The sequence below is a fragment of the Devosia sp. CN2-171 genome (assembly GCF_049354815.1).
Taxonomy (GTDB): domain Bacteria; phylum Pseudomonadota; class Alphaproteobacteria; order Rhizobiales; family Devosiaceae; genus Devosia_A.
Window position 1 is genome coordinate 4,426,955 of the sequence record NZ_CP186479.1, and the last position, 12,128, is coordinate 4,439,082.

At 61.6% G+C, this 12,128-nt stretch carries 20 protein-coding genes; 13 read left to right on the plus strand and 7 right to left on the minus strand.

The genetic code is table 11. The features are described 5' to 3' along the window. Positions 1–117: 117 nt before the first annotated feature. The 7 genes from ACOYW5_RS21800 to ACOYW5_RS21830 all read left to right on the plus strand — a co-directional run bounded on the left by ACOYW5_RS21800 (position 118) and on the right by ACOYW5_RS21830 (position 4,285). The gene (locus ACOYW5_RS21800; RefSeq protein WP_423066976.1) at positions 118–744 is read left to right on the plus strand and encodes a hypothetical protein; all 627 of its coding nucleotides are present in this window, start codon (positions 118–120) and stop codon (positions 742–744) included. Further along, positions 731–1,147, plus strand: a complete 417-nt coding sequence (locus tag ACOYW5_RS21805) for a phage holin family protein (protein WP_423066977.1) — start codon at positions 731–733, stop codon at positions 1,145–1,147. The genes ACOYW5_RS21800 and ACOYW5_RS21805 overlap by 14 nt, the downstream gene beginning before the upstream one ends. Next, positions 1,147–2,112, plus strand: a complete 966-nt coding sequence (locus tag ACOYW5_RS21810) for a DUF3618 domain-containing protein (protein ID WP_423066978.1) — start codon at positions 1,147–1,149, stop codon at positions 2,110–2,112. Before ACOYW5_RS21805 ends, ACOYW5_RS21810 begins: the two co-directional genes overlap by 1 nt. 358 nt (positions 2,113–2,470) lie before the next feature. Further along, complete coding sequence (locus tag ACOYW5_RS21815; protein WP_423066979.1) at positions 2,471–2,725, plus strand: DUF6894 family protein; 255 nt, start codon at positions 2,471–2,473, stop codon at positions 2,723–2,725. A 1-nt stretch (position 2,726) separates the two neighbouring features. Then, a complete protein-coding gene (locus tag ACOYW5_RS21820) occupies positions 2,727–3,467 on the plus strand; it encodes a Crp/Fnr family transcriptional regulator (protein WP_423066980.1) in 741 nt (246 codons plus the stop codon). Positions 3,468–3,520: 53 nt separating this feature from the next. After that, a complete protein-coding gene (locus tag ACOYW5_RS21825) occupies positions 3,521–3,838 on the plus strand; it encodes a hypothetical protein (protein ID WP_423066981.1) in 318 nt (105 codons plus the stop codon). Between the two features lie 87 nt (positions 3,839–3,925). Continuing rightward, a complete protein-coding gene (locus tag ACOYW5_RS21830; RefSeq protein ID WP_423066982.1) occupies positions 3,926–4,285 on the plus strand; it encodes a hypothetical protein in 360 nt (119 codons plus the stop codon). 217 nt (positions 4,286–4,502) lie between these two features. Here ACOYW5_RS21830 and ACOYW5_RS21835 read toward each other — a convergent pair whose 3' ends face one another. The 4 genes from ACOYW5_RS21835 to ACOYW5_RS21850 all read right to left on the minus strand — a co-directional run bounded on the left by ACOYW5_RS21835 (position 4,503) and on the right by ACOYW5_RS21850 (position 6,462). Then, positions 4,503–4,961 (minus strand): YidB family protein, encoded by a 459-nt coding sequence (locus ACOYW5_RS21835; RefSeq protein WP_423066983.1) that lies wholly within the window; start codon positions 4,959–4,961, stop codon positions 4,503–4,505. A gap of 31 nt (positions 4,962–4,992) precedes the next feature. Beyond that, the gene (locus tag ACOYW5_RS21840; RefSeq protein ID WP_423066984.1) at positions 4,993–5,286 is read right to left on the minus strand and encodes a GlsB/YeaQ/YmgE family stress response membrane protein; all 294 of its coding nucleotides are present in this window, start codon (positions 5,284–5,286) and stop codon (positions 4,993–4,995) included. Between the two features lie 484 nt (positions 5,287–5,770). After that, complete coding sequence (locus ACOYW5_RS21845; RefSeq protein ID WP_423066985.1) at positions 5,771–6,031, minus strand: GlsB/YeaQ/YmgE family stress response membrane protein; 261 nt, start codon at positions 6,029–6,031, stop codon at positions 5,771–5,773. A gap of 98 nt (positions 6,032–6,129) precedes the next feature. Beyond that, positions 6,130–6,462, minus strand: a complete 333-nt coding sequence (locus ACOYW5_RS21850) for a hypothetical protein (protein WP_423066986.1) — start codon at positions 6,460–6,462, stop codon at positions 6,130–6,132. A 284-nt stretch (positions 6,463–6,746) separates the two neighbouring features. Between ACOYW5_RS21850 and ACOYW5_RS21855 the strand changes: the two genes are divergently transcribed. Next, on the plus strand, positions 6,747–7,649 hold the full coding sequence (locus tag ACOYW5_RS21855; protein WP_423066987.1) for a DUF72 domain-containing protein: 903 nt from the start codon (positions 6,747–6,749) through the stop codon (positions 7,647–7,649). 54 nt (positions 7,650–7,703) lie between these two features. Here ACOYW5_RS21855 and ACOYW5_RS21860 read toward each other — a convergent pair whose 3' ends face one another. Together ACOYW5_RS21860 and ACOYW5_RS21865 are read right to left on the minus strand one after the other, a co-directional pair. Continuing rightward, positions 7,704–8,024, minus strand: coding sequence for a hypothetical protein (locus tag ACOYW5_RS21860; RefSeq protein WP_423066988.1), 321 nt, complete (start codon positions 8,022–8,024; stop codon positions 7,704–7,706). Beyond that, entirely contained in the window at positions 8,017–8,265 is a 249-nt protein-coding gene (locus tag ACOYW5_RS21865) for a DUF6894 family protein (protein WP_423066989.1), read from the minus strand. Before ACOYW5_RS21865 ends, ACOYW5_RS21860 begins: the two co-directional genes overlap by 8 nt. 651 nt (positions 8,266–8,916) lie before the next feature. Here ACOYW5_RS21865 and ACOYW5_RS21870 point away from each other — a divergent pair. Together ACOYW5_RS21870 and ACOYW5_RS21875 are read left to right on the plus strand one after the other, a co-directional pair. After that, positions 8,917–9,153, plus strand: a complete 237-nt coding sequence (locus tag ACOYW5_RS21870) for a hypothetical protein (RefSeq protein ID WP_423066990.1) — start codon at positions 8,917–8,919, stop codon at positions 9,151–9,153. 304 nt (positions 9,154–9,457) lie between these two features. Beyond that, on the plus strand, positions 9,458–9,751 hold the full coding sequence (locus ACOYW5_RS21875) for a DUF983 domain-containing protein (RefSeq protein WP_423066991.1): 294 nt from the start codon (positions 9,458–9,460) through the stop codon (positions 9,749–9,751). A gap of 151 nt (positions 9,752–9,902) precedes the next feature. Here the strand turns inward: ACOYW5_RS21875 and ACOYW5_RS21880 are convergent, their stop codons facing one another. Next, on the minus strand, positions 9,903–10,520 hold the full coding sequence (locus ACOYW5_RS21880) for a general stress protein (RefSeq protein WP_423066992.1): 618 nt from the start codon (positions 10,518–10,520) through the stop codon (positions 9,903–9,905). A 363-nt stretch (positions 10,521–10,883) separates the two neighbouring features. Between ACOYW5_RS21880 and ACOYW5_RS21885 the strand changes: the two genes are divergently transcribed. From ACOYW5_RS21885 to ACOYW5_RS21895, 3 genes are read left to right on the plus strand one after another with little or no spacing between them, the layout of a single operon-like run. After that, positions 10,884–11,093 (plus strand): hypothetical protein, encoded by a 210-nt coding sequence (locus tag ACOYW5_RS21885; RefSeq protein WP_423066993.1) that lies wholly within the window; start codon positions 10,884–10,886, stop codon positions 11,091–11,093. Positions 11,094–11,153: 60 nt separating this feature from the next. Then, positions 11,154–11,345, plus strand: coding sequence for a DUF2934 domain-containing protein (locus ACOYW5_RS21890; protein ID WP_423066994.1), 192 nt, complete (start codon positions 11,154–11,156; stop codon positions 11,343–11,345). A gap of 29 nt (positions 11,346–11,374) precedes the next feature. Continuing rightward, positions 11,375–12,010 carry a hypothetical protein gene (locus ACOYW5_RS21895; RefSeq protein WP_423066995.1) on the plus strand — a complete coding sequence of 212 codons (636 nt, stop codon included), beginning with the start codon at positions 11,375–11,377 and terminating at the stop codon, positions 12,008–12,010. Positions 12,011–12,128 lie beyond the last annotated feature (118 nt).

The window sequence follows — 12,128 nt, forward strand, 5'->3', positions numbered from 1 at the left end:
GCGACGAAATTGAGTTCCGACGCCACCGGAACGTTGTCGCATTCGACAAGTTGAATCTGACCAGGCACGGCGCGGCGTCTTCTTCGACAGCCCCCGTGCATCCAAAGGAGCAGTGCCATGAGCGCCCCCAACTATCCCAACGATAACGATTTCAGCCCGGAGCGCATTCGGGACGATGCTGCATCGCTCGCCGATACGGCACAGTCGGATCTCACGCAGCTTGGCGATGAAGTGAAACAGCAGGCCGCCGCTATCGGCGAGGAAGCGGTCACGCAGCTTGCTGACGCCACCGAGAAGGCAAAGGGGATTGCCTCGGACCAGAAGGATCTGCTCGCCGACCAGTTGGGCGGCGTCAGCGGTGCCCTGCAAAAAGTGGCTGGAGAGCTGGAGACCAAGGGCGAGCCGGGCGGCCGCTATGTGCGGATGCTTGCCGATGGCGCTGACAAGCTGACGTCCACTGTACGCGACAACGATGTCGACCAGATCATCGGCATCGCGCAGGACTTCGGCAGGAAGCAGCCTGCGGCCTTCATGGGCGCGGCTGCACTGCTTGGCTTCATTGCCTCCCGCTTCGTCCTCGCCTCCGCTTCGCGCAAGCCCGACTCAACGTCGACCCCAGCGTCGAACCCGTCCGGTCCGAGCTACGGGGCGAACCCTCCGGGGTCGGGCCAAAGCTCAATGCAGTCGGGTTCGAACCCCTCGGCCGCCGTGTTCAACGAGGGAGGCCGAAATGGCGGATACTGAGCGACCCCACACCCTCACGGATCTGCTCGGCGGGCTCGCCGGCGACATTTCCGGACTGTTCCGCAAGGAAATCCAGCTGGCCAAGACCGAGGCGTCCGAAAAACTCGGCGATGTGCTGGCAGCCTCTAAGGGCCTGGCCATTGGAGGCGTCCTCGCCATCGGCGCCGTCGGCGTCTTTCTATCGGCACTGGTGATCGGGCTCTCATGGATGCTCGTCGCCATTGGGATGTCCGAGCAGGCATCAGGTTTCATTGCCTCCATCGTGGTGGCCGGCGTCGTCGGCATCATCGCCTGGAGCTACATTTCGAAGAGCCTCGAGGCCTGGAAGGCGACCACCTTCGATCTCGACCGCACAACCCATTCCCTCGCGCGCGATGCCGAGGTCGTTAAGGAGAGCCTGTGATGAGCAGCTACGGAAAAGATTCTGCCCAGCTGGAGCAGGAAGTTGAACAGCAGCGCCAGCGCATCGAAAACCGCATCGGCGAAATCAAGGATCGGCTGTCCCCCGGGCAACTGGTGGACGAGCTGCTGAGCTACAGCAAGGACGGCGGCCAGCACTTTGCCGCCAACCTTGGCCAGACGGTATCGAATAACCCGCTGCCGGCGGCACTCCTCGGGATCAGTCTTGTCTGGCTTATGACCGGGCAGGGACCCAAGCTCTCGGCGCCTGCCTCCGTTGCGCAACCGAGCCGCAGCAGGGGCGACTATGCCTATGCAACTGTCTCAGGCGGCCTTCGCCGCGTGAGCCATGCAGCCGACGATACCGGTACCTGGTACAGCGAATTCGAAGACGCCGGCGGAAAGAGATATAAGGCCGAGTCCAACGAACTCGGCCACCGCGCAGGCGAATTCATCGACGACGCGGGCCGGAAGTTCGGCGGCTTTCTCGATGAAACCGGGCATCGGATCCAGGACTTCCAGGACGAAGCGGGCAACCGGATCGATGAAGCGGCCGGCTGGGCCTCGCAGGCCTGGCACGACCTGCGCCATCAGGTTGGCGATGTGCTGGGAAATGTTCAGCACCAAGCCCAGCACCTGGGTAGCAGTGCCCAGCACCAGACCGACCGCGCCACTCGCGTGATCATGGACTCGTTCCAGAACCAGCCGCTGGTCGCCGGTGCACTGGCCTTTGCGGCCGGCGCCGCACTCGGTGCGGCGCTGCCGCACACCGATCAGGAAGACAGCGCGGTGGGCGAACTGGCCGACGAGGTCAGGGGCAAAGCCATCGACGTCGCCGCCGACGTCTATGAGGAGGGCAAGTCCCGCGTCGCCGAACTTTACGAGAAAGGCAAGGATGGCGCTGCCAAGGTCTATGACGAAACCGTCAAGGCCATTGGCGACGGCAACGGCACGGCGGACCTGCACTAGCAGCTTGACCCTTCCTCTCAATCAACCCGGCCGAGTGGGGCACCTCACTCGCCGGGTTCGGTTTGTTCGCTCGACCACCCGAAGGGCAGTCGAGTTGCGATTCCGTCCGTTCTCGAGCTCGAGGGCTAAATGGCCACTAAAGAAGAAACCCAGTACGACGTGTCGGGCTTACCGCGATGCCACCCGTGTGCGGTCTGGGTACTGGACCGAAAAAAGATGGCGCCTCGCTGCGATGAAGCTCAACGTCCCGTGCGTCAGCTGATCCGCGCGTGGATGCAGCACGAAGGAACGCATGCCGCCAACACCCGTTTCCCTGACGCACCAGCAGTTGGGCAGGTGCGCTTCACTCGGGATTGAAATGATCTATTTCTTCGACGTCCGCGATGGGGCTGACCTGTCGCGCGACGATACCGGGATCGATCTTCCCGATTCTGCCGCCGCCAGGCTGCAGGCTACGCTTGCACTCACCGAAATGGCCCGGGACAACCTCCCGTCGAACGGCGACGAGCGCAAACTCTCCATCCACGTTCGCACCGCCGAGGGACCTCAGTTCGACGTGTCGCTAGACTACGAACTCCAGGTCATCAGCGGCCAAGCCCCAGACGCACAATAGCATGGCAAAACCAGACCTCAGCACCTTCGGCCCATTCTTCTCCATGGTGTCGGTGAGAGATGACCTGTCGGATGAGGAACGGGCAGCCATCCTTTCCGCCGCCGGCACAGCCCATATTTTTGCGGCCGGCGAGGATCTTGTCACGCAAGGCGAGCGCCCCAGCTTCAGCACGCTGGTCGTAGCGGGAATGACGGCGAGGTACTCGACAGTTGAGGATGGCGGGCGGCAGATCACCGGCCTCCATATCCCCGGCGACTTCGTCGACCTCCACTCATTTCCCTTACAGGTGATGGATCACTCAGTGACCGCCATCACGGACTGCGAGGTGGTGACCTTTCCGCACAAGAGTTTGATGCGGATCACCGAGACCTACCCGCACCTGACGAGGGTGCTCTGGCTGCTTACACTGCTCGACGGCGCAATTCACCGCCAGTGGATGGTGACGAAGGGTCGGCTGACCGCGGATGAACAGATGGCGCACCTCTTCTGCGAGCAGTTTGTCCGAGCGCAGATGGCTGGACTGGCCCGCTCACAGAGCTATCCGTTTCCCCTGACCCAGGCCCAGTTCGGCGATGCCCTGGGGCTGTCAATCGTGCACACGAACCGGACCCTGCAGCGGCTGCGGCGCACCGGTGCGCTCGAATGGGAGGATGGCTTCGTCGAGATCGTCGACTGGCCGTTGCTGCGTGAGCTGGGGCAGTTCGATCCAACCTACCTGCACCTCGAAAAGCTGCGACGATAGCTGGCTTAACCTAAGGTAATGCGCCGCGGCGGCAGACCTTCTAGACCGACTTGATGCATGAGAAGACCACGCAACGAACACGTTCCGCTGGCGCCGTAGCCAACCAACAGGCAAGGGCGATACTTGCGCCGCTTGTTCCCATGTTCAGTCGGTGGAATCTGGCGGCGGCTCGCCTTGCTGCCAAACAGGCCTCCCGGCTCAGCACCGAAACAGAACTGCTCTTGGTGGTTCAGCAGAAGCGAGCGCTGGCCGCCGAAATCCGCAGAGCAATGGATCAACTTCACGCGGCTCTTGCCGGCGAGCCGGCCAATCCGCGGATTGCTGACCTGGAGACATCATTCCGCCGATTACTGGAGATGCTGAGCGAATAGCGCAGCTCTGCCACCGAAATCATTCAGACGTGGGGTGCATCCATTGGCTCGACGACCCGTTGAACAACGGTCATCAATGAGGTTGCAATGTCCACAAACGAGGAAATTGTCGAGCGGCTGCAGCACTTCGGAGCGAACATCCACAAGTGGAATGCCGAGGCGGCCCGCCTGACTCTGCTGGCCGCTGCCAGTCGCCAGAATCCGGCTGACGAGGCGCAACTGACGGCCGTGGAGGAGACCGCAGGGTCGATCTACAACGACATCAGCGCATTCAACGAAACCGTCACCGAGGTGGCCGCGAAAAGTCCGAAGGCCGCCTCCGAGCTTGCACCGGTTAGCGATGCCATCAGACTGGTACTTCTCGAAATCACCGAACTCGGTGTGAGGCTCTACAGTACCCATTCGGGAATGCCGCACACCTCGGATGACGGTGCCACGGAGTCATGACCTGGTGAGGGACCGCGGACTACGGGATTGAAGTCGGTGACGATAGTTCGCGTCGTTTGTGACATGTCGGCCGATCCGTTTGGTGGGACTGCGGGTATCTCCGCCCGGCTCACAGCGGAAACTAGAGCCAGCCGTCGGGCTGGCCGCTCAAGCCGGTCATCCATGATCGCGCCTCGCCGGTAGGGGATGGTACGAGATGCGCTTTCCCTTCTCGTCGCTAGGCAAAGAACCGTCGCGCCTCATCCTCGCTTGGCATACGGCCGTCAGGAGTCATCTTGTCCACCGTATCGGGAATGGCCGTCGCGAGGCGAGCGAGCAGGTCCTCTCGTGTCAGGCCGGTGGCCCGAGAGAGTTCGGCAAGGTTTTCTTCGCCTATCGCCTGTTCCACCTCTTGCGTGGAAAGGCCCTTGGTCGGAACGCTCGGATCTACCCAGGAATCTGCGGTTTCGGCCTGCCCTGAATTCTTGAAGGTGTTGAGAAGTTCACCGAGTCCGCCGGCTAGGCCACCGCTGCCTCCGGCCCCACCGAGCAATCCACCCAGTCCACCCAGAAGGCCCTCGAGGCCGCCTCCCGGTGCGCTTCCGGGAGTTTTCGACTGGAGTCCCTTGAGCGCATCCGAGATCTTGTCGCGGTTCTGATATCCGGCGACCGCGAGGAGGCCCAGCAGCGCCAGCATTGATGGCATTCGATTGGCCATGACAGCCTCCTTACGCGCGACGGCGGGACACAGCGCCCCAGATCAGCAGGACGACGATGGCCCCGAGGACTGCCCCAATAAGACCGGCACCCTCGCCGGCCGAGTACCAACCCAGCGCCTGACCCACATAGGAGGCGAGGACGGCCCCCACAATTCCGAGTATCGCGGTAAGAACGAAACCGGAGGGTTCGTTGGGTCCTGGCACGATGAATTTGGCGATCACGCCGGCGACGAAGCCGATGAGGATAGTCCAGAGAATTTCCCATGGGTTGTCCTTACTTATGTGCGCCACAAGCGGCGCCACTTAAGCAAGCTCCAACGGTCCAAAGGGTTGCGATCGAGCCGATATATCTTGTGATCGCCCGATAGCGGCACCCCATCGACGCACGCCGCGATGCTCCGAAATACGACCGTCGGCTTCAGGCGCAAAGCGGACTCCCAGCGATGGCCCCCTTGAGTCAAAGCCGCTCAGGCCGTCCTTCTGTCAATGCCTTCCTGCGCTGGCCGGAGAGTCTTGAGTACAGCGGCCCACCTATGAAGTTCCTCCAGTTGTTTGGTTATGCCGTCGTTCGCTGGCATGTTTCCGCGGAAGACCCCAACTTCGTCGATGAACTGGGTGAACATCAGGACCGGCGTAGGAACACCAAGCCACCCGGCAAAGCCAGATGCCCCCGGTGAGCCCAGCAACGATATCGGGACAGCCCCCGATTGTGGCAATACGAGTCGAATCGACGCGACCGCCAGGTATCTGAGGGGAGCTGTGGCCGCTCCACGTAGCGGCCACGCTGCTACACGCGCCGGCCGGAGAATGCGCGGCCAAGGGCTATCAGAATGCAGGCGCCGATGAACCCCGCCACCAGATATCCCAGCCATCCGCCGAACGAGATGCCCAGCAGGCCGAGCAGCAAGCTCGCCACAATCGCACCGACGATACCCAAAACGATGTTCAGGAACACGCCACTTCCGGCATTCATGAACCGGCTTGCAAGCCAACCCGCCAAGCCGCCGATAATGATCGCAGCCAGCCAACCAACTCCGTCGAAACCCATTTGCGTCTCCTGTCTCGGGTACTGAATCGCCAGGAACTCTGGAGCAACTTCAACGCGTTACGCCTGCTTTCGATCCGCAGATTTGGTACGCCGCAACGCTACCACGAGACTGCGGACCAGGGGCCGAGGCGCAGCACGTCGCCAACGTGCGAGAAGCTGCCCGTGGAAACGAGGGGCCCGTCGATAACGCAGGCCATATCTGCCGGCGCACCGGTGGGGTTAATGGCCATCGATATAGGACCCGCCTCGAACATCCAGGTAATGATCAGGCTGTTGCCCTGACGGGCGGTGGTGGCCTCGAGGCAAGGCGTTGCCGCCATCGGCCACACCCGCTCCCGTCGCCAGCTGGCGAGGGTCCGGAAGCGATCGAGCGCAGCCTGCTTCTTAGGCGGCGGCAGTTCGGTAATCCGCCGATCGACGCGCAAGAACATGTCATTCTCCTCGTAGGTGGAGAGAGGGCAACTCAGCTCGCGCGGTTACGTTGCCAAATTCATCGAGGAAGCCGAGTTATTGGAATGAGCCGAGTGCCCGACGCACCCATTTCCATTGGCGGGAACGCAACCCCGCGGGCCATGTTGATCCCACCTGAGAGCGTCCGCGGTGAAGTTCCCCGGCCGATTCTGTCGAAGCCGATTAAGGAGCCACCACTGCAATCCCATATCGGCCCCGCTTGCGCCAACTGTGAACTATTTCGATCCCGTCTGGTTCATCAGGGATGACTCAGCCCAGCCTGACGGCCGACGAGCGCCGCGCAAAGAAAGCTGAAAAGCGCAACAAGCAACGCGAGATTGCGGTCTTGCGGGCGGGCAAGATGCACAACGCCCGCTTGCGCGCGGCAGAGTTGGGGATCGCGCCACAGGCCTCGACACCGCCGGCCCTGAATGTCGGGTGCTCAGGCTGGTTCTATTGGCATCTGAAAGGCAGCTTCTATCCGACGCAGTTGCCGACCAAGGACTGGTTCTCCCACTATGCCGACCACTTCAGCACGGTCGAACTGAACGCGCCATTTTATTCCTGGCCGACTCTCAGGACCGTGGAGTCCTGGCGTAAGCAGGCCGAAGGCCGGCCGATGGTCTACACCGTCAAAGCTTCGGAACTCATCACGCATCTCAGGAAGTTCGAGAACACCGAGACCCTCGTTAGGGACTTTGGGTACATCGCCGACCTGCTGGGGCCCCGGATGGGCTGCTTCCTGTTCCAGCTGCCGCCCAGCTACCATTACTCGCCCGCCCGGTTGCACAATATCCTGGACCAGTTGGATCCTGCACGGCGCAACGTGGTCGAGTTTCGCCACCCGAGCTGGTGGAATGAACAGGTCTACGCGGCATTCCAGGCGGCAGGGACGATCTTCTGCTCCTGCAGCGGGCCGCGCCTGCCGGACCAAGTGATCAAAACGGCGGACGACATCTACATCCGGTTTCACGGTGTCGAGAGGTGGTATCGCCATGATTACAGCCACGACGAACTGACTGACTGGGCTTGTCGAATCCGCAAAGCCAAGGCCAAGCGCGTGTGGATTTACTTCAACAACGACTTCGACGGATACGCGATCAAGAACGCGACGACGCTGTCGAAGATGTTGACGGGACCTAAAGGTCACCCAACAGTCGCACTGTGACAGGGGCAACCCCGCTCCCCTTGCGAGAGCCGCTTCGCTATCATGTCGCGGCCGCTAGATGACGCCTTCCAGCTGGGAGGCGAGCCGACTGTACGACTTCATCAGGTCGTCGATCAGGCTGTGATGCGGAAGCCCAGCGAGCGCTATGCACATCTCGCGCTCGTACTGGCGAACATTCGACAGCAGTATTGCCGCCTTCATATGAGCCTCGGCACGCTGGGCCGAGCTGAGATGCGAAGAAGCAAGCAGACCACGGAGGCGCGCCGCCTCAATGTTCCAACCGCCAAGAGGCTCGGAGAATGGCCCCGTCGCCGCCTTTGCCGTTCGTTTTGCAGCTGACTGCAGCGATGAGTTCCGATGTTTGACCTCACTCATTCAAGCCAACCCGTTGTTCTGCGACCCCGGCAATAGGCATCGTGGCCAGCCGTGTGCCGGACGCGTCCGCAATATCTATCCAGTAGGTCGAAAGGTCACCGTCGAGGGCGTCCTCATTGATGAGGGACCGTGCGTCGGTCATAGCCCAGGCCCGCGCTGCCGGCAGGCCGGACAAGGCCTTGCCCCGAGTATCCTCGAAAAGCACATTGTTGCGCCGAACATGGAAGAAGAACCTCTTCATTGCTGTCACCAGAAGGTAGAGAGCGCGGACCCGATCCAAATCGAAAGGCCGACCGCGCAAACGATGAGGGCGAAAGCGGTCAGCCACCAAGTCGTCTTGCGATGCCTGCCACGAGTCACTTCTGAAGGGTTAGCCATCGGGCCTCCTGGCAAGCTGCCGCAGGTCCCCTGCGGCATCTCGGACAAAGCAGATCACGCGGCCTGACCTGTTGGGTCCGGCTGACTCTCGACACGTGAGAGAGGATGCTTTCTGCGGGCTTGCTGTGCACTAACAGCGCTCGACATCGCCTGAAGTCAAAGGAATAGGGAGTTAGCGGGGCACTCATTCTGCTAACATTGATACCCCTCGGCAGAGGCGTCGTTACGACTCGCGGCACGCGCTTCCTTTGTAGGAGAGGCGAGGCAAGCATTGGAGAGGGTGGGTTCTGCCGCGGCATACGCACCTGCGCAACATGATCGCTAGCACGTCATTCCCGCCGCCGGCGGAGCAGTGGGCGAATGGAACCGGTTCGGCGGTTGCTAAATCGCAATAGTCTTGCGTGTGTGCAAATCGTTCGGACCTGGAACTGACTCGTAGCCCCGCCATTGTGTGAATGATGTACCCGAGTTCGCCATGTCGGCAGTGACGCCCTCACCAAACAAAAAGCGGTCCATGCACCGCCACCTCACCGAAGTGAAGGAAAAGCTCGGCCATGACCCGGTGAGCGCCGACGACATCGTCGTGATGGTGTCCGACGTGCTTTACGACTACCTGCCGTCCGACAGCGGCATCAGCGCGCAGGAAGCACTCGGCCGCCTGATAGAGATAATCGAAAGTCCGATGGCACTCGAGGTCTACGAGAACGAGATGCAGCGCCGGAACCCGCGGGATGCGGATCGGTGGCATTGATGAGCCGACCGAAACTACCTCACAAGCCCCCAGCGCCGAGCGTTCGCGATACCGTCAGCCAGGCAATCGCACGGGCGCGCGGACTGCCGAGGGAAGAGCACCCGATGACGCAGCAGCAGGTCGTGTTGGACATTCTCAACAAGGTGAGTTTGCCGGAGGCTTTTCGGCGGGACCTACGCAGGCGTCACGGCATCGAGCAGGAGACCCGGCCAAACGGGGACAAACGTCCTTGACCGAGGACACGAAGCGGGAGCTGTGGCCGGCTATTGTAAACGGCCTGCGCTGTAGGTGCCCTCGGTGCGGTATGGGCCGTCTCTACCGCAAATATCTGAAGGTCGCCGACCGATGCTCCAGTTGCGACCTGGAACTAGGAAGGGCACAGGCCGATGATTTGCCCGCCTACATTGCGATCACAATCGTGGGCCACATCCTGGTCATCGGACTGTTTCACTTCCAGGGGGACGGAGGCGGCGTTCCACCTTGGGTTTACCTTCTTGGCATGAGTTTTGCGGCCGTAGTGTTGCCACTGGCCTCGTTGCCCTCGATCAAAGGCGCAGTCGTAGGATTGCAGTATGCGAACCGGATGCACGGACTATGACGGTGTTCCGTGTCCCCGGGTTTGTTGCCTCTTCCAAACCGTGAGCCGACACGAGCGGTTTTTGGCCTTCCTACCCCTCAAGTCGAAGCTGATTGATTGCCTTGAGGGGCGAGTGGCCTGCATGCGCCGAAGCGCATACAGGCCTGTGGCATTAATTGCGAAAGACCGGGGGCGGGACCAGGCCCGCTCGATAATCCCGGATCTGGTCGGGCTGGTAGGGTTCGGAGTTCTCGTCGAACCCTTCCCAACCTTCGGCCTCGTAGTCCCGTCGGCGGGCTTCGATGTCGACGTGGTTGGCGTGGCGCAGAATGGCCGCAGCGGCATCGGCACGATTGTCGTCGACGCGGGCGGTAACGAGCGTACCGCCGCGGCGAATGCCTTCGGCATAGACGTGCGCATCGCGCTCATCGACGCCAGCCTCGGTCAAAGCCCCAATGATGCCGCCAGCTGCGCCGCCCACTGCGGCGCCGGTTACTGCGCCGATCGCGGTGGCGATAAGCCAGCCGCCGGCCACTACAGGCCCCACGCCGGGGATCGCCAGCATGCCGAGCCCGGCTAGCAACCCACCGGTGCCGCCTACAACGGCCCCCACGCCGGCACCGGCACCAGCGCCTTCGGCAACGCTGTCGCTGTCATCGGCGCCGTGGCGGCCCTCCGCATTGTTGGCCACGATTGAAATGTCGTCGCTCGAAATGCCCGCATCCCGGAGTGCGCGCACTGCCTGTTCGGCCTGGTCGTGGCTATCAAAAAGCCCTGTAATTGTTCTCAATGTTTTTCTCCTTGGGTGGGACCTGACCGAATCCGCGGCAAACGAGCCGCCCCGTAAAGGTCCCCGAGCTTGGGGTTGGAGTGCAGAGCGGGTAAGAAAAGCGCTCGTCTGCGATTTTGTTGACCCCAGGGGGAACCGAAAAACCACAAGGCTCGCCATACCACCACGTCCGGGTGACGCGTCTCGACACTCACAAGCGTAACCTCGTCGAAGCCAACGGGTTCCGTAGACAACGGCGGCGGCCAGGCGTTGCGGCTGACGACGAAAGTTAGACGCCTATCGGTTTGCAGGGGGCGCTAGCGGCCGACAGCAACCTTTTCGCCGCACGTTTCATTGATTTGTCTCAACAACAATGGTCGCAGCATGCTTCTCACCGTTCCTCCCGACAAGAAACCCAAAGCCGCCTTCCGTGACGCGAAGGCCGTCGGGACCCGCGAAAGCGACGTCCAGGTCCGGGCTGCCGGCCCCGAAGCAATGCGGGACCGCCCAAAACGGCCATGGACGGCGCTCGACGAGGCCTCAGACGAGTCGTTTCCGGCCAGCGATCCACCGGCCGCCAATCGGTTCGACTAGCGGCTGCGAACACTCTGGCGGATCGTTCATGCAAAGTCCGTTCAGAAGTGGAGCCAAACCATGTACCACGATACCGACAAATTCGTTGATCTCGACTTCGAGCAAAGCGTGCGGCGGGTGGCCTACCACCTTTGGGAGCGAGACGGTCGGCCCTTTGGACGCGAGAAGGACTATTGGTTTCGGGCCCTCGAAGAACAGCTCGCTGCTCGCGAGAGGACAGACAAGCCTCCTCTCACCGCGGCCAACGACTAGATAACTCGGCCCACCCCCCTCACATACCCATGAAGCAGAGAGCGAAGAGCGACGCGACCAACCAACTTCAGAATTGTTGGCCTTTGTCCTATGCGGCGACGATGGGCTCCTCGGTCAGGTCTAAGGGGGTCTTTCTCGAGGTCCGCGCCCGGCTTCCCAACTCTGCAAAGAAAGCACTGTCGGTTCGGTCACGGGAATTGACGCTTGTCATGCCCGAGGAAAGGGGGCGCGAGTTCGAAGAAGCATCGGCTATAGTCGCGAAGGTGCTGGAGGGCGTTGAGAAAAAGCCCGTCCTCCCGCGCGAAGTTGAGGACATCCTGTCGATCAAATCGACCGAGAGGCACCGGTGGCTCAAGGATGGCCGCTTGCCCAGCGCCGGCACACGAACAGTTAAACTCCGCGGCCGCGCCAGAAAGGTTACATTCCATGTTTTCGACCCTCGGGTGGTGGAGGACATTCTGGACCGAGCCTTGATCGAGCAATGGCGCGAGGATGACGCGAAGGCTGCGCGAGAAAACAGACGACGCGCAGCGTGGAAGGCACAGGTCACGCGAGCCGAGAAGGCTGACACTGCGGGCACACCACCCCCTGAAGGTCAGGATGAAGAGGATCGCTTCAAGCTCCTCGGCTGGGCCGAATTCGAACGAGACGGGCTTCTCCGCTAGGCACGGGCGTCCGGATGGTCGATTAGCGCCTTTCCACGTGGTCCCATCCGGGTACTAACTGTTGTTACTAGAACAGCGCGCCCTGGTCGGGCACCGGTTCTAGCGTAAGGCAGCCATC